Below are 24,126 nucleotides of genomic sequence, written 5' to 3' on the forward strand. Positions count from 1 at the left end.
GGCCGGCGTGGCGAGTCCCTGGAGCGACGGCGGCCGGCGGCAGGGGCGGGCAGTCGGGAGCAGGCCCGGCCGCGCCTTGTCGGACGCGGCCTACAATCGCTCGCACCCTGCTTCCTGCCACCCATGAAGATCCTCATTTCCAACGACGACGGCTACCAGGCACCCGGCATCGTGGCCCTGCACGATGCGCTCAAGACCATCGCGGACGTCGAGGTGGTGGCGCCCGAACACAACAACAGCGCCAAGTCCAACGCGCTCACGCTGCATTCGCCGCTGTACGTGCACCAGGCGGCCAACGGCTTCCGGTACGTGAACGGCACCCCGGCGGACTGCGTGCACATCGCGCTCACCGGCCTGCTCGGCTACCGGCCCGATCTGGTCGTCTCGGGCATCAACAACGGCGCCAACATGGGCGACGACACCATCTACTCCGGCACCGTGGGCGCGGCGATGGAAGGCTACCTCTTCGGCATTCCGGCCATCGCGTTCTCGCAGGTGGACAAGGGCTGGGGCGAGATCGAATCCGCCGCCCGCAAGGCGCGCGAGATCGTCGAGCAGATGCAGGCGCAGAACCTGGTGGGCGAGGCTCCCTGGCTCCTCAACGTGAACATTCCCAACATGCCGTTCGATGCACTGCGGCCCCTGCGGCTGTGCCGCCTGGGCCGCCGCCACGCGGCCGAGCGCGTCATCGAGCAGCAAAGCCCGCGCGGGGAGGTCATGTACTGGATCGGCGGCGCCGGCGCGGCCAAGGACGACGCCGAGGGCACGGACTTCCACGCCACGGCCCAGGGCCATGTGGCCATCACCCCGTTGAAGGTGGACCTGACCGACCACGAAGGCCTGGGCTACTGGACGCAGACCGCGGCGCGCCTGGTGCCCGACGCGCCCGCCGCTCCCGCGCCGGCCCCCGCCCGATGACCCAGCGCCGCCCCGGCTTTCCGGCCCGCATCGACCCCCCACCGGGCGCTGCGCCCCGGCCGCCATCGCAGCCCGCGCCGCGCCGCGATGCCCCGCCCATGCCCCAGGGCGTGGGGCTCGATTCGGCCGCCGTGCGGGCGCGCATGGTGCAGCGCCTGGCGGCTTCGGGCATCGCATCGCCGGCCGTGCTGCAGGCCATGGGCTCGGTGGAGCGGCACCGCTTCGTGGACACCGCCCTCGTCAACCAGGCCTACGAAGACACCAGCCTGCCGATCGGGCTGGGCCAGACCATCTCCAAGCCGAGCATCGTCGCCCGCATGACGGAGCTGCTGCTGGGCGCGGAGGGCGCGCGCGCCGCCGGTCTGGGGCGCGTGCTGGAGATCGGCACCGGCTGCGGCTACCAGGCCGCAGTGCTCGGGCGCGTGGCCCGCGAGGTGTACACCATCGAACGTTTGCGCGCGTTGCACGAGAAGGCGCGCGACAACCTGCGTCCCTGGCGCCTCGCGAACGTGCACCTCATCTTCGGCGACGGCACGGTGGGCTATGCGAAAGGCGCGCCGTATGCGGCCATCATCGCCGCGGCAGGCGGCGAGACCCTCCCTCAGGCGTGGATCGACCAACTGGCCGTGGGTGGCCGCCTCGTGGCGCCCATGGTGGGCGCCGGCGGCCACCAGGTGTTGCTGGTCATCGACAAAACGGCGCACGGATTGAAACAGAACGTTTTGGAGGCCGTTCATTTTGTCCCCCTAAAATCGGGGATTGCCTGAAGGGATTGCTTATGTTGGTTACGCGTGGTCTTGTTGGTTGGGGTTCGGTAGCGCTCGCGGCCTTGGTGCTGACGGGTTGCGGTACCCGCGTCAACAGGGCACCGGTGGAAGATCGTGGCACGTCCGCTTCCACATCCGCCTCCCAGCCCGGCATGGTGGTCGCTCCCGCGGCCAAGCCCCTGCCCGGTGCTGAAAACGCCGGCAAACCCGGCTACTACACGGTCAAGCCAGGAGATACCCTGATTCGCATCGGGCTGGAAAACGGCCAAAGCTGGAAGGACATCGCCCGCTGGAACAACCTGGACAACGCCAACCTCATCGAGGTCGGCCAGGTGCTCCGCGTGGCCGCGCCGTCGGCCACGCCAGCGCCTTCGGTGGCCAGCGATACCGGCGTGGTCACCCGTCCGGTCACCTCGTCCGCGATCGCTCCGGCCACCCCCGCCAGCGGTGCCAAGCCCGGCGCATCGGCCCCCGCCGTAGCTGCTGCCCCCGCTCCTGCGCCCAGCCCCGCGCCTGCCGCAACCGGCGGTGAAGACGACATGGCGTTCATCTGGCCATCGTCGGGTTCGCTCGTGGCGGGTTTCGACGAGGCCCGCAACAAGGGTTATGACATCGGCGGCAAGGCGGGCGACCCCGTGCTCGCCTCCGCGGATGGACGGGTCGTCTATGCCGGCGCCGGCCTGCGTGGCTACGGCAACCTCGTGATCCTCAAGCACAACAACACCTACCTGACGGCCTACGCCCACAACCAGACCCTGCTGGTGAAGGAAGACCAGACGGTGCGCCGCGGCCAGAAGATCGCCGAAATGGGCAGCTCCGACACCGACCGGGTGAAGCTGCACTTCGAGATCCGCCGCCAGGGCAAGCCGGTCGATCCGTCCCGCTACCTGCCGGCGCGTTGAGCACGCTGCCGTCCGGCCCCGGCCTGCTCCCGGAGGGGGAGGCCGGCACCGAAGACCTGGAGGAGGGCGGCGAAGCCTCGCAGGAGATTCGCCAGTTCGCCATCGGCGAGGCGCAGCACGGCGAGCGCCTGGACCGGGCGCTGGCCGATCAGGTGCCCGAGTTTTCGCGCAGCTATCTGCAGCAATTGCTGGCCCAGGGGGGCGTTCTGCTCAACGGGCAGGCCGCGGCCAAGCCTGCGGCCCGTGTCAAGGCGGGCGATGTGGTGGCGGTGGAACTGCGGCCCACCCAGCAGAGCCAGGCCTTCCGGCCGGAGTCCATGCCCATCGACGTGGTGTTCGAGGATGCGCACCTGCTGGTGATCCACAAGCCTGCGGGGCTCGTCGTTCACCCCGCGCCCGGCAACTGGAGCGGGACCTTGCTCAACGGCCTGCTGGCCCGCGATCCCAAGGCGCTGCTGGTGCCCCGGGCGGGCATCGTCCACCGGCTCGACAAGGACACGAGCGGGTTGATGGTCGTGGCGCGCGAGCGGGGCGTCATGGATGCGCTGGTGCGCATGATCGCCGCCCGCGAAGTGAGCCGGCAGTACCTCGCCATCGGCCACCGCCCCTGGAGCGGGCCGGAGCAGCGCGTGGTCGAGGGAAGCATCGGCCGCGACCCGCGCAACCGCCTGCGCATGGCCGTGGTGGACCTGGCCACGCAGTCGGGCAAGCCCGCGCGCACGGACATCGCCCTGCTCGATAGCGTCGATCCGGTCTGCTTCGTGCGCTGCACGCTGCACACCGGGCGCACGCACCAGATCCGGGTGCACATGGCCTCGCTTCGCCATCCCCTGGTGGGCGATGCCTTGTACGGCGGAGAAGCTGCGGGGGGGCTCGCGCGGCAGGCGCTGCACGCGTACCGGCTGGCTTTCGCCCATCCCATGACGGGGGAGCCGATGGAGTTCCATGCGCCTCTGCCGCCGGACATGGAAAACGCCTTGGATTTTTGGGGCCTGCGCTACAATCGCGCCTAGCGGCTGTACCAGCCGACTCGCCCGCATGGACACACTGCAGGGCTGGGAACAGCACCAAGGTCTTTGCGCGCGGTCCCGCTGAACGAACCCTTTGACAGGCATGGCGCCCTTTTCGACACGTGGCGTCTCTTTCCCCGCAATTGCTGAACCATGAATACGGTGGACGCCAAACGGGTCCTTGAAACCGCGCTGATCTGCGCTCCGCAACCGGCGACCCTGCGCGAGTTGCGCACGCTCTTCAACGACGCTCTCGGAACCGATACCCTGAAAACCATCCTGCTGGAACTCCAGCAGGACTGGGCATTGCGGGGCGTGGAGCTCGTGCAGGTCGCGACGGGCTGGCGTTTCCAGAGCCGCCCTGAAATGCGCGAGTACCTGGATCGGCTGCATCCGGAAAAGCCGCCGCGCTACACCCGGGCCACCCTGGAAACGCTGGCCATCATTGCCTACCGGCAGCCGGTGACGCGGGGCGACATCGAGGACATCCGCGGTGTGACCGTGAACAGCCTGATCATCAAGCAGCTGGAAGACCGTGGCTGGGTGGAGGTCATCGGGCACCGCGAAACCGTGGGCCGGCCCGCCCTGTTCGCCACCACGCGGCAGTTTCTGGACGACCTCGGGCTGCAGTCGCTCGACCAGTTGCCCGTGATGGAAAATCCGGCCGTGCAGGCCAGCGTGCTCGAAGCGCTGGGTTCTGGCGGCACCTTGCCGCTTGACGCACCTGCCGACCCGGCGCCAGGGGATAACCCCCCTGTGTCAGAGGCGGTGCCTTCGGTGCCGCAGGGCTCCGAAACGGAGCCGGTCACCGGCCCGTCCACAGAAGACACGCCGCGCCCATCCGACGAAGAAGACGTGCTGGCCCCCTCGCACGAGAAGCCAAAAGACGCCGATAACGGCACACCAGAGAGTCTCCCATGAACGATCCCATTTCAGAACCTGCCGACGACCAGCCCGCGTTGCCCGCCGAGGCAGACGCCAGCGTGAAGAAGCCCGCGACCCGCAAGCCGCCCCGCAAGAAGGCGCCGAAGGCGTCCGACGCGGCAGCAGGCCAGCCGGTGGAGGCTTCTGCCGAGTCCGCGCAGGATGCCGAGGCTGTCGCTGCACCGGATGGGACGGCGGTGGAGGCTGCCCCTGCGCCGGTGCGGACTGAACCTGCTTCAACCAGATCGGAGCGCCCTTCGGGGCCTCGCCCTGCTGCGGGGGCGCGTACCACGCCGGGATATCAGTTTGCCGACGTCGTGTCCGGCCGCCTGGACGAGGACGAAACGGCAGCCGATGCTGTGCCTGCGCGCCGCGTCCTGCTGCCGCAGGTGGAAACGCCCAAGCTGCATAAGGTGCTGGCCCAGGCAGGGCTGGGCTCTCGCCTGGAAATGGAGCAATTGATCCTGGAAGGCCGGATTTCGGTCAACAACGAGCCAGCGCACATCGGTCAGCGCGTGCAGTTCGGCGATCAGGTGAAAGTGAATGGCCGGCCCATTCGCTACCGCATCGATCCCCCTCCCGCCCGGGTCATCGCGTACCACAAGCCAGCGGGCGAAGTGGTGACGCACGACGATCCCCAGAACCGGCCCACCGTGTTTCGCAAGCTGCCGCGGCTTGCCCACGGAAAGTGGCAGTCTGTGGGGCGGCTGGACCTGAACACCGAGGGCTTGCTGCTGTTCACCAGTTCGGGCGAGCTGGCCAACCAGTTGATGCACCCCCGCTTTGGCCTGGAGCGTGAATATGCCGTGCGGGTGCTGGGCGCACTCAGCAACGAAGAGAAGCAGCGGTTGCTCGACGGCGTGCAGCTCGACGACGGCATGGCTTCGTTCGGCTCCATCGAGGATGGCGGCGGCGAAGGCTCCAACTGCTGGTATCGCGTGACCATCTCCGAAGGCCGCAACCGTGAAGTCCGGCGCATGCTGGAGGCCGTGGGCCATGCGGTCAGCCGGCTCATCCGCATCCGCTACGGCGCGATGATGCTGCCCCGCGGACTCAAGCGCGGCGCGTGGCTGGAACTGGACGAGCGCGATATCCGCGCGCTCATGCAGGCCGTGGGTGGTGGCAACAAGGCCCCCAGAGAGACGGTCGAGGCACCTGCCGGACCTGCGGACCGCAAGAGCGGCTTGCGCCGTGGCGGGCCCCGCGGTCGCAACAATGGCACGCCGCGCGATGCGGCCGCGCCATCTTCTGCGCGCAAGCCGGGCTATGGACCGGGCGCAGGGCGCGGCAAGGACGGCGCACCCGGTGGGCGCCAGGGCGGCGGTGGCGGCACGGGCAGCCAGCCGGATCCGATGAAGACGTCGGTGGGCTACATCGGCACGGACAGCTTGTCGCGCTACCGGCAGGACCAGAAACGCAACGGCCCGCCGCGCCGCGGCGGTCGCTGAACCTTCGCGCCTTGGGGAATTAATCCGCCCAGTTAGAATCGAGGGCTTTGTCCGCAGGGCGAAAAATTCAAATAGATCAACCACTCTTCAGGAAAATCAACATGGCTATCGAACGCACCCTCTCCATCATCAAGCCCGACGCAGTGGCCAAGAACGTCATCGGCCAAATTTACGCCCGCTTCGAAGCCGCTGGCCTGAAGGTGGTCGCAGCACGCATGGCTCACCTGTCGCGCCTGGAAGCCGAACAGTTCTACGGCGTGCACAAGGAGCGTCCTTTCTTCAAGGACCTGGTGGACTTCATGATCTCCGGCCCGGTGATGATCCAGGCCCTGGAAGGCGAGAACGCCATCCTGAAGAACCGTGAACTCATGGGCGCCACCGACCCCAAGAAGGCAGAAGCCGGCACGATCCGCGCTGACTTCGCAGACAGCATCGATGCCAACGCCGTACACGGTTCCGACGCTGTGGAAACCGCTCAGGCAGAAGTGGCTTTCTTCTTCCCTGGCCTCAACATCTACTCGCGCTGATATGCGATCCACCCTTGCGCCGGAGCGCTGCCCAGGCCGCGCGCCCAGTGCAGGGGGCGGTGATCGACGTGAACAGCCTTCGCTCCGATGACCACCAATCTCCTTGACTTCGACCTCGACGGTCTGGCTGCGTTTTGCGAGCAGCTGGGGGAGAAGCGTTTTCGGGCGACCCAATTGTTCCGCTGGATTCACCAGCGGGGCGCGCACGATTTCGACCAGATGAGCGATCTGGCGAAGTCGCTGCGGGAAAAACTGAAGTCCTGCGCCCATGTGCAGGCATTGCCGGTCGTGAGCGAACATGTTTCGACGGACGGCACGGTCAAGTGGCTGTTCGACGTGGGTGACGGCAATGCGGTCGAAACCGTGTTCATCCCAGAGGATGACCGGGGCACCCTGTGTATTTCTTCCCAGGCCGGATGCGCCGTGGGATGCCGTTTCTGCTCCACCGGACACCAAGGTTTCAGCCGCAACCTGACGACGGGCGAAATCATCGCCCAGTTGTGGTTCGCGGAGCATGCACTGCGCCGAAGGCTGGGCAGCGAAGAGCGCGTCATCTCCAACGTCGTGATGATGGGCATGGGTGAGCCGCTGCAGAATTACACCGCCCTCGTGCCCGCGTTGCGTGCCATGCTGGACGATCACGGCTACGGCCTGTCCCGGCGCCGCGTGACGGTGTCGACCTCGGGTGTCGTTCCCATGATGGATCGGCTTTCGCAGGACTGCCCTGTGGCGCTGGCTGTTTCGCTGCACGCGCCCAACGATCCGCTGCGTGACAACCTGGTGCCGCTCAATCGCAAGTACCCTTTGCAGGAACTTCTGGATGCCTGCCAGCGCTATCTGGCGCATGCGCCGCGCGATTTCATCACCTTCGAATATTGCATGCTCGATGGCGTGAACGACCAGGCAGAGCATGCCCGGCAACTCATCGATCTGGTGCGCCCCCGCCATGGGCAGGGTGTTCGCTGCAAGTTCAACCTGATTCCATTCAACCCCTTTCCTGCTTCTGGCCTGCACCGATCGACCCCGCAGCAAGTTGCGGTTTTCGCAAAGTTGTTGAGTGATGCGGGTATCGTTACGACCGTGCGCAAAACGCGTGGCGACGATATCGACGCCGCGTGCGGCCAGTTGGCGGGAGATGTGAAAGACCGCACCCGGGCCGCCGAGCGCATGGCCAAGCAGCGCACCATCGTGCTCAAGCCTGTGACGTGATTTTCCGGTGCGGCTGACCCCCTTGGGCCCGCCATCTCGGAAAACGCCGTGACGGACGAAGGGGTGAAGCGATGCCGCCATTGGGATTTTCAAATCACCTTTTCCGGAAGCTGGCGCATGGCACGCATTGCCTTTGAGCAGGAAGGATCTACATGACGAGATCGGTCGCGGTTGTTGAGCGGCATGCCCGATGGGCGATGGCCTTGTGCCTTGCTGCGGTCGGGTTGGCGGGCCTGGGTGGGTGCGCGGCCTCTGGCGGCTCGAATGCCTCGTCTGGCAGTGCGGAGTACGTCACGCCGTCGGAAGAGACGGAAACCCGCCGCCGCGCCAGGCTCCGGTTGGAGCTGGCCGCCAATTACCTCGAGATGGGCCAGACCACGGTGGCGCTGGACGAAGTACGCCAATCGCTGACCACAGACCCGTCGTACGGCGATGCCTACAACCTGCGCGGGCTGATTTATCTGCGCCTGGGAGATCTGCCGCTGGCGGAAGAGAGCTTTCGCCGTGCACTCGGCTTTCACCCGTCCGAGCCCAACCTGCTGCACAACTATGGCTGGCTTCTGTGCCAGCAGCAGAAGTACGCGGAAAGCCAGCAGTATTTCGAGCGGGCCCTGGCCAGCCGGACCTATACCGCCCGCAGCAAGACGCTCATGGCCCAAGGCCTTTGCCAGGAGCGTGCCGGGCAGATCGCAGAAGCGGAGCAGACATTGCTCAAGGCGTATGAACTGGATGCGGGCAACCCTGTGGTGGGATACAACCTGTCGTCGCTCATGTTTCGCCGTGGCGAGATCAAGCGTGCGCAGTTCTACATTCGCCGCCTGAACAACAGCGAGTTCGCCAATGCGGAATCGCTTTGGCTGGGCATCAAGATCGAGCGGGCGTTGAGTGATTCGGTGGCGATGCGGCAGCTCGCCGAACAACTGCGCAAGCGTTTTCCTGACTCCAAAGAATTGATGGCATATGACCGAGGGGCGTTCAATGAATGAGCCGGTGGTGGGGCACGATGGACAGCCTGTGAACAGTGAAGTCTCGCCAACCCAGGACAGCGTGGCCGCAGGGCTGATGCTGCGGCAAGCCCGCGAATCCGCTGGCGTGCACATTGCGGCACTGGCCGTGGCCCTCAAGGTGCCGGTGCACAAGCTGGAAGCCTTGGAAGCGGGTTACTTCGAGGTTTTTCCGGACGTGGTTTTTGTGCGTGCCCTGGCCTCCAGCATGTGCCGAACGCTCAAGGTGGATCCTGCGCCCGTGCTGGCGCTGCTGCCGCGCAATCAGCCACCTGCGCTGTCGGCGCACCGAGGCATCAATGCATCGTTCAAGCCTGGCAGCGGCCAGTTGGCGTCGTCCTCCAGCGGATCGGGTTCCCGCACCGCCATCTTCGCGGTGATCGTGTTGCTGGTGGGCGCTGCTGCCGTTCTGCTGTGGCCCCATCGGCCCGATGGCGTGGCCGGCAATGAGCCGGTGGCGGCGACAGGCACTGTCCCGGAAGCCGAAGGCACCAGAGGGGCCGATGCTGCCAGTCCTGCCCAGCCAGTGACTGCACTTTCGGTTCCAGCCCCGTCGGCTTCTGCGCCATCTTCCATGGCAAGCCCATCGGGTGTATCGCCCGCGGCGACGGCTGCAGTGGCCGCGCCTGAGGCCCCGGCATCCGCACCGGCAGGTAGTCCGGATGCCGCACTGGTCATTCGCACGCGCGGAGAATCGTGGGTTCAGGTGCGCAGTGCGGCGGGAGCCACCGTCCTTCAGCGTGTCTTGGCGGCCGGCGAGAGCGTGACGGTTCCGGGAACCCCGCCATGGTCCGTGGTCATCGGCAAGGCCGACGTCACCGAAGTGGTGGTCCACGGCAAGCCTTTGGAACTCAAAGCCGTTTCGCGCGAAAACGTTGCCCGATTTGAGGTGAAACCGTGAACCCTTTATTGACGCCCGCTTTTCCGATTGCGATGGCTGCGCCCCAGCCGCGACGCTCGCGGCAAGCCCGAATCACCTGGGGCTCGCGTGTGGTCACGGTGGGCGGAGACGCACCCGTGCGCGTGCAGTCCATGACCAATACCGACACCGTCGATGCAATCGGCACAGCGATACAGATCAAAGAACTGGCGCAGGCCGGTTCCGAGTTCGTCCGGATCACCGTGAACACGCCCGAAGCGGCTGCGGCGGTCCCCTATATCCGCGAGCAGCTCGATCGCATGGGTGAAACCGTTCCGCTGGTGGGAGATTTCCATTACAACGGGCACCGGCTGCTGACCGAATACCCCGATTGCGCCCAGGCGCTGTCCAAGTACCGCATCAACCCCGGCAATGTCGGCAAGGGCGACAAGCGCGACCGCCAGTTCGGCCAGATGATCGACGCGGCGATGCGCTGGGACAAGGCCGTGCGCATCGGCGTCAACTGGGGCAGCCTCGACCAGGAGTTGCTCGCCGAGCTCATGGATGCCAATAATCGGCGGCCGTCTCCTTGGGATGCGCGGCAAGTCATGTATGAAGCGCTGATCACATCGGCCATCGAATCGGCAAAGCGCGCAGAGGAAATGGGTCTGGATGGCAACCAGATCATCCTGTCGTGCAAGGTCAGCGGAGTGCAGGATCTGGTGTCCGTGTACCGTGAGTTGGCAAAGCGCTGCGACTACGCCTTGCACCTGGGCCTGACCGAAGCGGGCATGGGCACCAAGGGAACCGTGGCATCCACCACGGCCTTGTCGATTCTTTTGCAGGAAGGCATCGGCGACACCATCCGCGTCTCCCTCACGCCGCAGCCTGGCGAGGCCCGCACCCAGGAAGTCGTCGTTGCTTCCGAAATTTTGCAGGCGCTGGGTTTGCGCATATTCGTGCCCAGCGTGACCGCATGCCCCGGTTGCGGGCGCACGACCAGCACCACCTTTCAGGAGTTGGCCAAGCAGATCGATGACTTTCTGCGGTCGCAGATGCCGGTCTGGCGACTCAAATACCCCGGAGTCGAAAAGATCAAGGTGGCGGTGATGGGCTGCATCGTGAACGGTCCGGGTGAAAGCAAGCATGCCGACATCGGCATCAGCTTGCCAGGCACCGGAGAGGCCCCGGCCGCGCCCGTCTTCATCGACGGAGAGAAGGCGTTGACCCTGCGCGGCGACAATATCGCGCAGGAATTCCAGCAGCTCGTCGAACGCTATATCGCCGACCGCTTCCGCACGGCGGTCGCTGCTTCTTGATCTGAATTGAAAGCCGCCTTCCGAGCCTGTGCATGCGCAGGCCGCTGCTGGCGCGCCAGTCACTTAACCCATTGATGCATTCCGTGAGCAACAAGACAAGCAATCCTCTGCCAAAGACTGGCAAATTGGTGGCCGTCAAAGGCATGAACGATATTCTTCCAACCGACTCGGCGCGCTGGGAATGGCTGGAAGACAAGGTGCGGGCACTCATGGCCCGATATGCCTATCGCAATGTGCGAACGCCCATCGTCGAACCGACGGCGCTGTTCGTGCGTGGCTTGGGCGAAGTGACCGATATCGTCGAAAAGGAAATGTATTCGTTCGAAGACCGTTTGAACGGTGAGCATCTGACGCTGCGTCCCGAGGCGACGGCAGGCGTCGTTCGTGCCGCAGCGGAGCATTCGATGCTGTACGACGGTGGCAAGCGCCTGTACTACATGGGGCCGATGTTCCGCCATGAGCGGCCCCAGCGGGGGCGCTACCGGCAGTTCCACCAGATCGGTGCCGAAGCCATGGGTTTTCATGGCGCCGAAGTCGACGCCGAGCTGATCCTGCTGGCGGATGCGCTCTGGAAGGAACTGGGCCTGAAAGACGTTCGCCTGGAACTCAACAGCCTTGGGCAGCCTGAAGAGCGCAAAGCCCACCGTGCGGCGCTCATCGCCTATCTGGAGGGCCATTCTGAGCTTTTGGACGAGGATGCTCGCCGCCGCCTGCACAGCAATCCCCTGCGCATCCTGGATACGAAGAATCCGGCCATGCAGAGCTTGGTGCAAGCGGCTCCCAAACTACTGGACTACCTTGGCGAAGAATCCAGGCGCCACTTCGACACCGTCAAGGCCATCCTTGATGCGAATGGTGTGGCCTGGACCGTCAATCCGCGCCTCGTCCGGGGCATGGACTACTACAACTTCACGGTCTTTGAGTTCGTGACGGAGCAGCTCGGCTCCCAAGGCACTATTTGCGGCGGAGGGCGCTACGACTATCTCTTCGAGCAAATCGGGGGCAAGCCTGCGCCGGCGGTGGGCTGGGCTCTTGGCGTGGAGCGTGTGCTGGAACTCGTCAAAGAGAAAGAAGCGGCCTCGCCCGTGCTGGTGGCCGATGCCTATGCCATCGTGCCGGACGAAAAGTCGTTGCCCGCTGTCATGGCCGTGCTGCAGCGGTTGCGGGCCTTGGGCGTGAGCGTGCAGATGCACAGCCCTGCGGTTCGGGGCGAAGGCATGGGCAGCATGAAATCGCAGTTCAAGAAGGCCGATGCCAGCGGCTGCAGGCACGCATTGATCTTTGGTGCCGACGAGCTTGCGCGATCTGTCGTGACGATCAAACCACTGCGGGAAGGCGGGGGTGACCAGGTGGAGCGGGCGCTCGATGCGCTACCCGACTGGGCGCCCACTCTACAATCCCCCCGCTAACAGAGACCCTACATGGCAAATCACCTCGATCTTGAAGAACAAGAGCAGCTTGACCAACTCAAGCATTTCTGGAACACCTGGGGCACGCTGATCAGTGGCATCCTGGTATTGGTTTTCGGCGCGTTTGCGGCATGGAATGGATACCAGTACTGGCAGAACCGACAGGCGGCACAAGCCGCTGCGCTATCCGATGCCGTGGAAACGGCTGCGCAGGCAAAAGACACCGCGCGCTTGGAGCAGGCTTTCGGCGACCTCAAATCGCGGTATGGCGGTACGACAAAGGCGGGGCAAGCCGGCCTTCTGGTGGCCAAAAGCTTGGTGGAAAGCGGCAATCCAGACGGTGCCAAGGCGGCCCTGGCTTGGGTTGCCGACAATGCTTCGGATGCGGGCTACAAGGCACTGGCCAAACTGCGGCTTGCCAGCTTGCTGATGGACCAGAAGGCATACGACGAAGCGTTGAAGCAGTTGTCTGGAAGTTTTCCTGCAGAGTTCGATGCCTTGGTCGCGGACCGCAAGGGCGACGCATTGGCGCTGCTGGACAAGAAGCCGGAAGCCATCGCTGAATACCAGCGTGCCTACAAATCGCTGGAAGAGGGCATGGAGTACCGCCGCTTGGTCGAGGTGAAGCTCAATGCCCTGGGTGTGCAGCCACAACTCGTGGCCTCGGCAGCGACTGCTGGAGATTCCAAATGATGCGCGGTCGCATGGGTTTTCAGACAACACGTTTGGGTGCGCCACGCGCAGCGGTCGCTGCCGTGGCAACGGCATGCTTTCTACTGTTGACCGGTTGCTCCCTGTGGGGCGGTCCCGCAAAGCCGAAGCCCGCCGAGTTGGGTGCGAACGTGCCAGTGATCGGTGTGCGCCAGGCGTGGACGTCGAAAGTGGGCGGCATCGGTCGCCTGCCGCTGGATGTGCATGTCAATGGCAACACGGTGACGGTGGCTTCTGCGGATGGCGTGGTCGCTGCCGTCGATGCGCGCACCGGCGGTGATGTCTGGCGAGCCAGCCTTGGCACGCCTTTGTCTGCTGGTGTGGGCAGCGACGGCAAGTGGGCCGCTGTGGTCTCCGTCGATAACCAGTTGATTGCCTTGTCCGATGGCCTTGAGATTTGGCGCAAGCCGCTGTCCGCGCAAGCGTACACAGCGCCGTTGGTGGCGGGCAATCGCATCTTCGTCCTGGCGGCCGATCGGTCCGTTTCGGCGTTTGATGCTGCGACGGGGCTTCGTTTGTGGAATCAACCCAGGCCGGGGGAGCCGCTGGTGTTGCGCCAGTCGGGTGTATTGACGGCTGTGGGCGACACGCTGGTCGCGGGACTGGCGGGCCGGATGGTCGGATTCAATCCTGACAATGGCACGGTGCGTTGGGAAGCGCCGCTGGCCAGCCCCAGAGGGACCAATGATGTCGAGCGGCTGGTTGAATTGGTCGGGCGCACAAGCCGCGAGGGCGACAGTGTTTGCGCCCGCGCTTTTGTGTCTACTGTGGGTTGTGTGAACACGGTGCGAGGTATCGTGGCCTGGACGCAGCCGGCCAATGGAACGGAAGGCATTCACGGCGATGACACCTCGATTTTCGGCACGGAGAGCAACGGGGTGGTGGTTGCCTGGCGGCGTGCCGATGGCTCGCGTGCCTGGTCTTCGGACCGACTCCAATACCGGCGCTTGACCGCACCGCTGTTGCTTGGCAGGTCGGTCGTCGTCGGTGACGACACGGGCTTGGTGCACCTGCTCTCGCGTGAAGATGGCTCACCGCTGAATCGGATGACGACGGATGGTTCGGGCATCGCTGCAGCGCCGGTGGCGGCAGGGAGCACTCTGGTGGTCGTAACGCGCAACGGCGGCGTTTACGGCTTCCGCCCGGATTGACGGGTTGATCTGGATGAAACCAGTCATCGCTTTGGTCGGTCGCCCCAATGTGGGCAAATCCACGCTCTTCAACCGGCTGACGAAATCGAGGGATGCGATCGTTGCCGACTTCGCAGGCTTGACGCGTGACCGGCACTACGGGAACGGAAAGCAGGGCAAGCACGAATACATCGTGATCGACACCGGAGGCTTCGAGCCCGATGCCGCCAGCGGCATTTACCGCGAGATGGCCAAGCAGACGCAGCAGGCTGTCGCTGAGGCCGATGTCGTCATCTTTGTCGTCGATGCCCGCGCCGGGTTGTCTGCTCAGGACCATGACATCGCCAACTACCTGCGGCGCCTGGGCAAGCCCTGTCTCCTTGTCGGCAACAAGGCCGAGGGAATGCGCGAGGGGGTGCAACTCGTCGAGTTCTATGAGCTGGGGTTGGGAGAGATCTATCCCATTTCAGCAGCCCACGGACAGGGTATTCGCAGCTTGGTTGAGTTGGCTCTCGAGCCTCTCCACTTGCCGGATCCGGACGAAGACGCGGAAGCCGAAGACAAGAGCGTGGTCAAGCTTGCGGTCGCTGGCCGCCCGAATGTCGGTAAGTCCACCCTGATCAATACGTGGCTGGGCGAGGAGCGCTTGGTGGCATTCGATATGCCAGGGACCACGCGAGACGCCATTTCCGTTCCTTTCGAGCGCAATGGCCAGCGCTTTGAGCTGGTCGACACCGCAGGCTTGCGTCGAAAAGGCAAGGTGTTCGAAGCCATCGAGAAGTTCTCCGTGGTGAAGACACTGCAAGCCATTGAGTCCGCCAATGTGGTGCTTCTCGTCCTCGATGCGACCCAAGGGGTCACCGACCAGGATGCGCACATCGCTGGATACATCCTTGAAAGTGGCCGAGCGGTGGTTTTGGCGGTCAACAAATGGGATGCCATGGACGACTATGGTCGACAGCTGCTGGAGCGCTCCATCGAGACGCGGTTGTCGTTCCTCAAGTTTGCGTCGTTGCATTTCATTTCGGCAAAGAAGCGCCAGGGGTTGGGCCCTTTGTGGACATCCATCGTGCAGGCCCAGAAAGCGGCGATGTGCAAGATGTCCACGCCCGTATTGACGCGGTTGTTGCTGGAGGCGGTGCAGTTCCAGGCGCCCAAGCGTTCTGGCATGTTCCGGCCCAAGTTGCGATACGCCCATCAAGGCGGCATGAATCCGCCTGTCATCGTGGTCCATGGCAATTCGTTGGAGCATGTCACGGAAGCGTATAAACGCTTCCTAGAAGGCCGTTTCCGCAAGGAGTTCGATCTGGTCGGGACCCCCCTTCGCATCGAGTTGAAGACGTCGCACAACCCCTTCACAGACAAGGGCGACCACTAGCCCAGAACCTTGCGAGGGGTTTCCTCGGTTTTCCTTCGGCGCCTCTACAGCTGTGGTAAGGTGCCGCTTTACAACAATATTCCTGAACACGGAGAATATCGTGAGCAACAAAGGCCAACTTCTTCAAGATCCCTTCCTGAACGCGCTTCGTCGCGAGCATGTACCCGTCTCGATCTACCTCGTGAACGGCATCAAGCTTCAGGGCCAGATCGAATCATTCGACCAATACGTGGTGCTGCTGCGTAACACGGTCACCCAGATGGTCTACAAGCACGCCATCTCCACCATCGTCCCAGGTCGCGCTGTCAACTTCTCGACGGCTGAAGCGCCCGACGCCGAGGCCGGTAACTCTTGAACGAAGGTGGTATGCCCGTCGGGCATGTAGCGAACATGCCTCTGGGCGGGCCGTCTTGAGTTCATACGATACGCTTGCCTCTCCGAAGACGCCGGTCATCTTGGTTGGCGTTGATTTTGGTTTACCCCATTTCGACGCTGAGCTGGAAGAGTTGGGGCTGCTTGCGCAGACAGCGGGATTGAATCCCGTGGCGCGAATCACCTGCAAGCGGAAAGCCCCTGATGCCGCCCTGTTTGTAGGCAGTGGCAAGGCGGACGAGATCCGGCTGCTTGCTCAGATGCATCAGGCGGTGGAAGTGCTGTTTGACCAGGCCTTGAGTCCAGCGCAACAACGCAATCTCGAACGGCATCTGGATCTTCCAGTCAATGATCGAACGTTGTTGATCTTGGAAATCTTTGCCCAGCGTGCCAGAAGCCATGAGGGCAAGCTGCAAGTGGAGTTGGCAAAACTCCAATACCTAAGCACCAGACTTGTCCGACGCTGGTCCCATTTGGAGCGTCAGCGTGGTGGCATCGGAGCCCGGGGTGGGCCAGGCGAAACACAGATCGAGCTTGATCGAAGAATGATCGGTGAGTCGATCAAGCGCACACGCGAAAGACTAGAAAAGGTCAAGCGTCAGCGCTCCACACAGCGACGCCAGCGCGAGCGCCGGGATACTTTCAACATATCGTTGGTGGGGTACACGAACGCCGGTAAATCCACACTGTTCAATGCACTGGTAAAAGCGCGAGCTTACGCCGCAGATCAGCTGTTTGCCACATTGGATACGACGACTCGCCAACTCTATCTTGCAGAGGCAGGGCGATCGGTGTCTTTGTCGGACACCGTGGGGTTCATTCGTGATCTTCCCCATGGATTGATTGATGCGTTCCAGGCCACTCTCCAGGAGGCGGTAGATGCAAATCTTTTGCTGCATGTGGTAGATGCATCGAATCCCAACTTTCCAGAGCAAATTGCGGAAGTCCAGCGGGTGCTCTCTGAAATCGGCGCTGCGAACGTGCCCCAGATACTGGTTTTCAACAAGCTGGACATGTTGTCGCCCGAGCAACGGCCGGAAGTCCTGAATGACATCTACGACATGCAAGGTACCCCCGTTCAGCGGTTCTTCCTGAGTGCTGGCTCTGGAGAGGGGCTTCCCTCCTTGAGGCGCGGATTGTCGGACTGCGTGCCCAAAGCCCAGCCGGCATCCATGACCCTAGGTGCCGATGCTGAATTGCCTCCAGATAGTGCCTGATTGGGCACAATGCCGCTTTGTTCACGTATTCAGAGAAACAGAGATTTTGCGAATGAATCCTCAAAGCCGTACCCCGCGCTGGGCCATATTGCCTGAGCGCATCCGGGGAATGTTGAATCTGAATGACCCCCGTTGGGGTCGTGGCGATGATAAGAACGATGGCACGGGAAACTCCGATTCGGAGCGTCCCCCATCCACGCCCCCCTCGGGTCATCGAGGACGTGACAAAAACACCGCTGGTCAGCCACCGGACCTGGATGAACTCTGGCGTGACCTCAACCGCAAGCTGGGCGGTCTCTTTGGGGGGAAGCAGGGTGGAGGCCGTGGTCCTGCAGGCGGCGGTTTCCAGCCGGACATGAAAAATGCGGGTTTCGGCGTTGGCTTGATTGCCGCAATTGCCGTGTTGATCTGGCTTGGGACCGGATTTTTCATTGTGCAAGAAGGTCAGCAGGCCGTCATCACGCAGTTTGGAAAATACAAGAGCACCGTGAACGCCGGTTTCAACTGGCGGCTGCCTTATCCGATCCAGCGTCACGAACTCGTTTTCGTGACGCAAATCCGGTCTGCCGATGTCGGCCGGGATGTGGTGATCAAAAGCACCGGCTTGCGTGAATCGGCAATGCTGACTGAAGACGAGAATATCGTCGAAATCAAATTTGCCGTGCAGTACCGTTTGAACGATGCGAGAGCTTGGTTGTTTGAGAGCCGTAACCCATCAGATGCCGTGGTGCAAGCAGCTGAGACTGCGGTGCGGGAGATCGTCGGCAAGATGCGGATGGATACCGCTTTGGCCGAAGAGCGAGATCAAATTGCGCCAAGGGTGCGCAGTCTCATGCAGACGATCTTGGATCGCTATAAGGTTGGTGTCGAAGTGGTGGGCATCAATTTGCAGCAGGGAGGGGTGCGTCCTCCTGAGCAAGTGCAGGCAGCCTTCGATGATGTTCTGAAGGCGGGGCAGGAGCGGGAGCGGGCCAAGAATGAAGCGCAAGCATATGCCAACGATGTCATCCCTCGCGCGGTCGGGTCGGCTTCTCGGTTGGCTGAGGAAGCCGCAGCTTACAAGTCGCGGATTGTGGCTCAGTCCCAGGGTGATGCGCAGCGATTCAGTTCACTGCTTGCTGAGTATCAAAAGGCGCCCCAGGTGACCAGGGACCGCCTCTACATCGAATCGATGCAGCAGATCTACACGAACGTCACCAAAGTACTGGTGGAGTCCCGTCAGGGCTCGAATCTGTTGTACTTGCCTTTGGACAAGATCATGCAGGGTGTCGCGCAGACTGGTGCTGCAGCGTCGAATGATTCCTTGCCGCCAGCTGCGTCGTCTGCTGTTCCGTCGTCGGGAACCGCTTCCACATTTCCCGCTGATCCCCGTGCGCGGGACTCCAGCCGTACGCGTGAGCGCGAGTCTCGATAGGAGCGCATTGTGAACAGAGTCGGATTTTTCGTTTCTACTGTCTTGGTTTTGCTTGCTCTCTTGAGCTCAACCTTGTTTGTGGTGGACCAGCGCCAATTCGGTGTGGTGTACCAACTGGGTCAAATCAAAGATGTGATTACGGAGCCAGGTCTTAACTTCAAGATGCCCCCGCCCTTTCAGAATGTGCGATACATCGACAAGCGGTTGTTGACACTTGACAGCACTGACACAGAGTCGATGTTGACTGCCGAAAAGCAGCGGGTGGTCATTGACTGGTATGTGCGCTGGAGGATCTCAGATCCGTCAGCTTACATTCGCAACGTCGGCCTTGATGAGAATGCCGGAGCGCTGCAGTTGAATCGGGTCGTGCGTAACGCCTTCCAGGAAGAGGTCAACAAGCGGACCGTCAAGGAGTTGTTGTCACTCAAGCGTGATGCTTTGATGTCGGACGTGAAGCGCGAGGTGCTGGAGGTCGTTCAAGGTGCCAAGCCTTGGGGCGTCGATGTCGTTGATGTTCGCATCACCCGCGTGGACTATGTCGAGGCCATCACGGAGTCTGTTTATCGACGCATGGAGGCTGAGCGCAAGAGGGTGGCCAACGAACTGCGTTCCACAGGGGCGGCAGAGGGCGAAAAAATCCGAGCGGATGCAGACCGTCAGCGTGAAGTCGCGATTGCCAACGCATATCGCGATGCCCAGAAGGTGAAGGGCGAAGGTGATGCAGAAGCTGCTCGCGTTTATGCAGAAGCTTTTGGACGTGACCCGCAATTTGCGCAGTTCTATCGCAGCTTGGAAGCTTACAAGTCGAGCTTCAATAAGAAGAGCGATGTCATGGTGGTAGACCCTTCCTCCACTGAATTTTTCAAAGCTTTCCGTGGAGTTGGCGCTAGCTCTGGTGCTGCGCCTACATCCGCGACTCGTAAGTAGAGTCCATGGATAGCGCGCCCTCACTGGGCGCGCTTACTTTTTTGTGACTTCCCGTGCTGTTGTCTTGGTACAGCAATTCGGCACCACACGTGGTCCATTGATGCATCGTGCCGATCACGCATGCATATGACCGCTTGGTCAGTTCGCTGCTGCGGGTGGATGCGGCCACTGCGGACGGTCATGCCGGTAGAATCGCGTTTTTAACAGCCTCCCACTTTCCATGTCTGCCTGGGTCCTGCCGGATCACATTGCCGATGTCTTGCCTTCCGAGGCTCGACACATCGAAGAACTACGTCGCGGGCTGATAGACACCGCTCAGAGCTACGGCTATGAGCTGGTCATGCCTCCCTTGATGGAACATTTGGAGTCGTTGTTGACGGGCACGGGTGAGGCGCTCGACCTTCAGACCTTCAAGCTGGTCGACCAGCTGTCGGGGCGCTCCTTGGGTGTACGCGCCGATATGACACAGCAGGTTGCACGCATTGATGCCCATTTGCTCAACCGCAAAGGTGTTACGCGGCTGTGCTATTGCGGGCCTGTGCTTCATACGAGGCCCGATCGCCCCCATGCAACGAGAGAGCCGCTTCAATTTGGCGCCGAAATTTATGGTCACGCGGGTCTGGAAGCCGACCTGGAGGCGGTTTTGCTTGCGCTGCAATGTCTACGCGTGGCCGAAGTTCGTGACACCAGCGTAGATTTGGCAGATGTACGCATCGTGCGGCGTCTTCTTACAAATCTCTCTTTGGACGCGCATGCGGTACGTAGAGTGCATGCCGCACTTGCAGCCAAAGATGCGAGCGAATTGGCAAGTCTTACGCGCGACTTCCCTTCGACATCGCGTGAGGGGCTGAAGGCGCTTCTGCAATTGTATGGTGACGTTTCTGTTTTGGACGAAGCACAGGAAGCGCTTCATCACGTTCCCGGCGTGGACGAAATATTAACCAATTTGCGATCTTTGGCCGCTCATCTTGTAGGGGCCAACGTCACATTTGATTTGGCGGATTTGAGAGGGTATGCCTACTACAGCGGAACTCGGTTCACCATCTATGCAAAGGGAGCGAGCGACGCTGTGGTTCGTGGTGGTCGGTACGATGAAGTTGGAGCGGTGTTTGGCCGTAACCGTCCTGCAGCCGGGTTTAGCTTGGATATCAAACAACTGGTAAGCGTCATCTCTCCACGGGCATTGAAAACTGCCATCAGGGCCCCATGGATGCAAGATTCCGACGTCAACGAGGCTGTCGCTGATTTGCGGAGCCGCGGCGAGACCGTTGTGTGCGTTTTTCCTGGTAATGAGAGTGAGTTCGACGAGTTTCGTTACGACCGGGAGTTGGCTAAAGTTGCCGACCGTTGGATCGTGAAAGTTATCTGAAGCATTAGCTATATTGAATCGGGTTTGAAATGAAAGCAACCAAAGGTCGGAACGTAGTCGTTGTAGGCACCCAATGGGGTGATGAAGGCAAGGGAAAGCTGGTTGATTGGCTTACAGAAAGCGCCCAAGGTGTTGTTCGTTTCCAAGGCGGGCACAATGCAGGTCACACTTTGGTCATCAATGGCGTCAAGACGGCCTTGCACCTGATTCCGAGTGGCATCATGCGGCCGGGCGTCAAATGCTACATCGGCAATGGTGTCGTGCTGTCGGTTGCCAAGTTGTTTGAAGAAATAAAAGGCTTGGAAAAAGCTGGGGTTGAGGTTCGATCGCGCCTTCGAGTAAGCGAAGCCTGCCCACTCATTTTGCCCTTTCACGTAGCCATCGACGTGGCTCGAGAGGCTGCACGCGAGCACCAGGGGACTGAAAAAATAGGAACAACAGGTCGTGGCATTGGTCCTGCTTACGAAGACAAAATTGCTCGACGCGCACTTCGTGTCCAAGACCTGAAGTATCCAGCCCGTTTTGCTGAAAAGCTGCGTGAGTTGCTGGCACTGCATAACCATGTTCTCAAGACTTTTTTAAACTCCGGCTCTTTTGTTTTTGGTGATTCGTTGGCCCCCTATTTGGTTGACGGAGAAGTGCAATTCAATGCAGTCTTCGACGAGGCTATGCAACATGCGAAACTGCTTGGTCCCATGATTGCAGATGTATCTAGCGAATTGAATGCTGCCCATGTAGCGGGAGCCAATTTGCTTTTTGAGGGTGCACAGGGAACCTTGCTGGATGTAGACCATGGCACTTACCCTTATGTGACATCTAGCAATTGTGTCGCTGGCAATGCTGCTGCGGGATCTGGCGTGGGTCCCAACCTGCTTCACTATGTTTTGGGTATCACCAAAGCCTATTGCACGCGGGTTGGAGGAGGTCCTTTCCCTACGGAGCTGGATTGGGAGGTCCCTGGTACACCGGGTTATCACATGAGTATGGTAGGCGCGGAAAAAGGCGTCACTACGGGCCGTAGTCGCCGTTGTGGTTGGTTCGATGCAGCACTTTTGAAGCGAAGTGCCCAAGTCAATGGATTGACAGGGCTCTGTATCACGAAGCTGGACGTGTTGGATGGGTTGTCGGAACTGATGCTTTGTACAGGGTATGAGCTTGATGGGGCGCACATCGAAATTTTACCGATGGGTGCAGAGGAGATTTCCCGCTGCACTCCCATTTATGAGTCGATTCCCGGCTGGACTGAATCGACTGTTGGGGTGACAAGATATGAAGAGCTACCTGCTAACGCGAGAAGGTATTTAGAGCGAATTGAGGAGGTGACTGGGGTTCCAATTGCTATGATTTCCACGAGTCCTGATCGAGATCACACCATTACATTGCATAACCCATACTTGGTAAGTTGAAATTTACTAGTTAGTCATTGTGTGAGGTTGGTGCGTGAATCAGGAGTACTTAATGTTAACGGAAGACGGTAAGCATCTATATGTGAGTTATGATGAATATCATAGCTTAATTGAAAAATTGGCACTTAAGATTCACCAGTCTGGTTGGGAGTTTGATACGATTTTGTGTCTCGCCCGTGGCGGGCTGCGTCCTGGTGATATTTTAAGTCGAATATTTAGCAAGCCGCTTGCAATCATGTCCACTAGTTCATATCGCGCAGAAGCGGGCACAATTCAGGGGCACTTGGATATTGCAAGATTTATCACAACACCAAGGGGTGAAATTGCGGGTAAAGTGCTTTTGGTTGATGATTTGGCTGATTCCGGGCATACCTTGAATGCGGTTATAGAGTTGTTGAAGACTCAATACACTCCTATTGTGGAGCTACGTAGTGCGGTAATTTGGACTAAGGCAATTTCACGCTTCACCCCAGATTATTCCGTTGAATTTTTAACCACTAATCCTTGGATTCACCAACCTTTTGAGGGTTATGATAATTTGAGCCCTGAGAAATTAATGGATAAATGGCGCTTATAGTTTGATGCGAGAGCTTTATGGGAACCTCTCAAAACCCATCCGGTCCCTTGTTGATCGAGAATGCGTGCTCCATCCTTTGCCATGATCACTCCCCGTAGCGCCCTGAAGTTCGACCTGTTCGCTGAGGCCTCGCGCCAACACAAGAGAGATGAGGTGGGCGATCCGCTGCAGGTGATCGCGCGGCACATCGACTTCGCAGAACTGGCCCGGCTGGTGGATGCCTTGATCGAACGCGGGGGTGGCCGCCGGGGCGGTCGGCCCGCCTACCCCACCGAGGTGATGGTGCGCATCCTGGTGTTGAAGCGGCTGTACAACCTGTCCGATGAGCAGATGGAGTATCAGTTGCTGGACCGGGGGAGCTACCAGCGGTTTTGCCTGTTGCAGGATGCGATGAACGTGCCGGACCGCAACACGATCTGGCGCTTTGGCGAGCGCCTTGGCGTGGGCGGGGCAACGGCCTTGTTCCAGGGGGTGGATGCCCAACTGCAGCGCCACGGCTACATCGCCCGGGGCGGGCAAGCCATTGATGCCACGCTGGTGCCCGCGCCCCGACAGCACATCGGCCAGCAGGAGCGGCGAACGCTGGCACAAGGCGGGCAGCCGGACTGGAGCCAAGCGCGACGCAGGCAAAAGGATGTGGAGGCCACGCACACGAAGAAGCACGGCAAAAGCCACTTCGGCTACAAGCTCAGCGTGAGCGTGGACCTCAAGCACGGCTTCATCCGCCGCCTCGCCACGGGCACGGCCAGCGAGCACGACGGGCACCACTTCGATGAGGTGCTGGACATGCACAACACCGGGCGGGCAGTGCATGCGGACAAAGCCTACCCGAGCCGCCAAAGGTGCCAGATGCTGAAAGTGCTGGGATTCGTGGATGCGATGCAGCGCCGTGCGCAGGCGGGCCGACCACAGAGCGAATGCCAGAAGGGGCGCAACCAGCGCATCGCAAAGAAACGAGCCAAGGTGGAGCACGTGTTCGCCGGTATCCGCCACCTGGGGGGCAAGTTCGTGCGCACCATCGGACAGGCGCGCGCCACGGTGGGGATGACGATGATGGCCGCCTGCTACAACATGAAGCGACTGGCCTGGTTCCTGCATCGGGGCGTGGATGCTTTCTTCAAGCCCGCCACTGGCAAGGCACAAGTGCGCCTGCAAACGGTGAAAGCCTGAGCCACCGGGCCTGCAAGGCCCCTCATGCACCCAGGCGCAGACCGTTGCTGGGCCTCATCACGCTCAAACGGCTACTGGCGCCCACTCCTCCCTATTCGGATTCGTCAAACATGGGGTTGTGAGAGGCTCCCCTATGCCACAGCAGTCACCGACACGGTG

General features: G+C 61.4%; 24 protein-coding genes (1 of these 24 cut by a window edge). 23 read left to right on the forward strand and 1 reads right to left on the reverse strand.

Features of this window, described 5'->3' with window-relative positions; translation table 11 throughout:
- Positions 1 to 123 precede the first annotated feature (123 nt).
- The 23 genes from surE (at position 124) to M5C96_RS07375 (ending at position 23,967) form a co-directional block, all read left to right on the forward strand.
- Complete coding sequence (surE, locus tag M5C96_RS07265; protein WP_272568208.1) at positions 124 to 918, forward strand: 5'/3'-nucleotidase SurE; 795 nt, start codon at positions 124 to 126, stop codon at positions 916 to 918.
- Positions 915 to 1,685 carry a protein-L-isoaspartate(D-aspartate) O-methyltransferase gene (locus M5C96_RS07270; protein ID WP_272568210.1) on the forward strand — a complete coding sequence of 257 codons (771 nt, stop codon included), beginning with the start codon at positions 915 to 917 and terminating at the stop codon, positions 1,683 to 1,685. Before surE ends, M5C96_RS07270 begins: the two co-directional genes overlap by 4 nt.
- An 11-nt stretch (positions 1,686 to 1,696) precedes the next feature.
- On the forward strand, positions 1,697 to 2,587 hold the full coding sequence (locus tag M5C96_RS07275; protein ID WP_272568212.1) for a peptidoglycan DD-metalloendopeptidase family protein: 891 nt from the start codon (positions 1,697 to 1,699) through the stop codon (positions 2,585 to 2,587).
- The gene (locus tag M5C96_RS07280) at positions 2,584 to 3,600 is read left to right on the forward strand and encodes an RluA family pseudouridine synthase (protein ID WP_272568213.1); all 1,017 of its coding nucleotides are present in this window, start codon (positions 2,584 to 2,586) and stop codon (positions 3,598 to 3,600) included. Before M5C96_RS07275 ends, M5C96_RS07280 begins: the two co-directional genes overlap by 4 nt.
- Positions 3,601 to 3,750: 150 nt before the next feature.
- Positions 3,751 to 4,518: an SMC-Scp complex subunit ScpB gene (gene scpB, locus M5C96_RS07285; protein ID WP_272568215.1), complete on the forward strand. Its 768-nt coding sequence runs from the start codon at positions 3,751 to 3,753 to the stop codon at positions 4,516 to 4,518.
- A complete protein-coding gene (locus M5C96_RS07290; protein WP_272568218.1) occupies positions 4,515 to 5,969 on the forward strand; it encodes a pseudouridine synthase in 1,455 nt (484 codons plus the stop codon). Before scpB ends, M5C96_RS07290 begins: the two co-directional genes overlap by 4 nt.
- A gap of 101 nt (positions 5,970 to 6,070) precedes the next feature.
- Positions 6,071 to 6,496 (forward strand): nucleoside-diphosphate kinase, encoded by a 426-nt coding sequence (gene ndk, locus M5C96_RS07295; protein ID WP_272568219.1) that lies wholly within the window; start codon positions 6,071 to 6,073, stop codon positions 6,494 to 6,496.
- Positions 6,497 to 6,583: 87 nt separating this feature from the next.
- Positions 6,584 to 7,705 carry a 23S rRNA (adenine(2503)-C(2))-methyltransferase RlmN gene (gene rlmN / locus M5C96_RS07300; RefSeq protein WP_272568220.1) on the forward strand — a complete coding sequence of 374 codons (1,122 nt, stop codon included), beginning with the start codon at positions 6,584 to 6,586 and terminating at the stop codon, positions 7,703 to 7,705.
- A 152-nt stretch (positions 7,706 to 7,857) separates the two neighbouring features.
- Positions 7,858 to 8,691, forward strand: a complete 834-nt coding sequence (pilW, locus tag M5C96_RS07305; RefSeq protein ID WP_442867365.1) for a type IV pilus biogenesis/stability protein PilW — start codon at positions 7,858 to 7,860, stop codon at positions 8,689 to 8,691.
- Positions 8,684 to 9,610 (forward strand): helix-turn-helix domain-containing protein, encoded by a 927-nt coding sequence (locus M5C96_RS07310; RefSeq protein WP_272568221.1) that lies wholly within the window; start codon positions 8,684 to 8,686, stop codon positions 9,608 to 9,610. The genes pilW and M5C96_RS07310 overlap by 8 nt, the downstream gene beginning before the upstream one ends.
- A 32-nt stretch (positions 9,611 to 9,642) precedes the next feature.
- Complete coding sequence (gene ispG, locus M5C96_RS07315; protein ID WP_272569641.1) at positions 9,643 to 10,887, forward strand: flavodoxin-dependent (E)-4-hydroxy-3-methylbut-2-enyl-diphosphate synthase; 1,245 nt, start codon at positions 9,643 to 9,645, stop codon at positions 10,885 to 10,887.
- Between the two features lie 143 nt (positions 10,888 to 11,030).
- Positions 11,031 to 12,296, forward strand: coding sequence for a histidine--tRNA ligase (gene hisS, locus M5C96_RS07320; RefSeq protein ID WP_442867384.1), 1,266 nt, complete (start codon positions 11,031 to 11,033; stop codon positions 12,294 to 12,296).
- A gap of 12 nt (positions 12,297 to 12,308) precedes the next feature.
- The gene (locus M5C96_RS07325) at positions 12,309 to 12,989 is read left to right on the forward strand and encodes a YfgM family protein (protein ID WP_272568222.1); all 681 of its coding nucleotides are present in this window, start codon (positions 12,309 to 12,311) and stop codon (positions 12,987 to 12,989) included.
- Entirely contained in the window at positions 12,986 to 14,158 is a 1,173-nt protein-coding gene (bamB, locus tag M5C96_RS07330) for an outer membrane protein assembly factor BamB (protein ID WP_442867366.1), read from the forward strand. Before M5C96_RS07325 ends, bamB begins: the two co-directional genes overlap by 4 nt.
- A 13-nt stretch (positions 14,159 to 14,171) precedes the next feature.
- Positions 14,172 to 15,515, forward strand: coding sequence for a ribosome biogenesis GTPase Der (gene der, locus M5C96_RS07335; RefSeq protein ID WP_272568223.1), 1,344 nt, complete (start codon positions 14,172 to 14,174; stop codon positions 15,513 to 15,515).
- A 100-nt stretch (positions 15,516 to 15,615) separates the two neighbouring features.
- On the forward strand, positions 15,616 to 15,870 hold the full coding sequence (gene hfq, locus M5C96_RS07340) for an RNA chaperone Hfq (protein ID WP_272568224.1): 255 nt from the start codon (positions 15,616 to 15,618) through the stop codon (positions 15,868 to 15,870).
- 55 nt (positions 15,871 to 15,925) lie between these two features.
- Positions 15,926 to 17,104: a GTPase HflX gene (gene hflX, locus M5C96_RS07345; protein ID WP_272568228.1), complete on the forward strand. Its 1,179-nt coding sequence runs from the start codon at positions 15,926 to 15,928 to the stop codon at positions 17,102 to 17,104.
- Between the two features lie 52 nt (positions 17,105 to 17,156).
- Positions 17,157 to 18,518, forward strand: a complete 1,362-nt coding sequence (hflK, locus tag M5C96_RS07350; protein ID WP_272568229.1) for an FtsH protease activity modulator HflK — start codon at positions 17,157 to 17,159, stop codon at positions 18,516 to 18,518.
- 9 nt (positions 18,519 to 18,527) lie between these two features.
- The gene (gene hflC, locus M5C96_RS07355; protein ID WP_272568230.1) at positions 18,528 to 19,445 is read left to right on the forward strand and encodes a protease modulator HflC; all 918 of its coding nucleotides are present in this window, start codon (positions 18,528 to 18,530) and stop codon (positions 19,443 to 19,445) included.
- Between the two features lie 220 nt (positions 19,446 to 19,665).
- On the forward strand, positions 19,666 to 20,814 hold the full coding sequence (locus M5C96_RS07360) for an ATP phosphoribosyltransferase regulatory subunit (RefSeq protein ID WP_272568231.1): 1,149 nt from the start codon (positions 19,666 to 19,668) through the stop codon (positions 20,812 to 20,814).
- 29 nt (positions 20,815 to 20,843) lie between these two features.
- Positions 20,844 to 22,220 carry an adenylosuccinate synthase gene (locus tag M5C96_RS07365; RefSeq protein ID WP_272568233.1) on the forward strand — a complete coding sequence of 459 codons (1,377 nt, stop codon included), beginning with the start codon at positions 20,844 to 20,846 and terminating at the stop codon, positions 22,218 to 22,220.
- A 52-nt stretch (positions 22,221 to 22,272) separates the two neighbouring features.
- Entirely contained in the window at positions 22,273 to 22,797 is a 525-nt protein-coding gene (locus M5C96_RS07370; protein WP_272569646.1) for a phosphoribosyltransferase, read from the forward strand.
- An 84-nt stretch (positions 22,798 to 22,881) separates the two neighbouring features.
- Positions 22,882 to 23,967: an IS5 family transposase gene (locus M5C96_RS07375; RefSeq protein WP_272569564.1), complete on the forward strand. Its 1,086-nt coding sequence runs from the start codon at positions 22,882 to 22,884 to the stop codon at positions 23,965 to 23,967.
- A 131-nt stretch (positions 23,968 to 24,098) separates the two neighbouring features.
- Here M5C96_RS07375 and M5C96_RS07380 read toward each other — a convergent pair whose 3' ends face one another.
- Positions 24,099 to 24,126 carry the 3' portion of an IS5 family transposase gene (locus M5C96_RS07380; protein WP_272563915.1) on the reverse strand. It continues 923 nt past the right edge of the window, so only the last 28 of its 951 coding nucleotides appear in the window; its start codon lies off the right edge, out of view; its stop codon occupies positions 24,099 to 24,101.

Origin of the sequence: Acidovorax sp. GBBC 1281, assembly GCF_028473645.1 — a bacterium.
Classification (GTDB): Bacteria; Pseudomonadota; Gammaproteobacteria; order Burkholderiales; family Burkholderiaceae_C; genus Paracidovorax.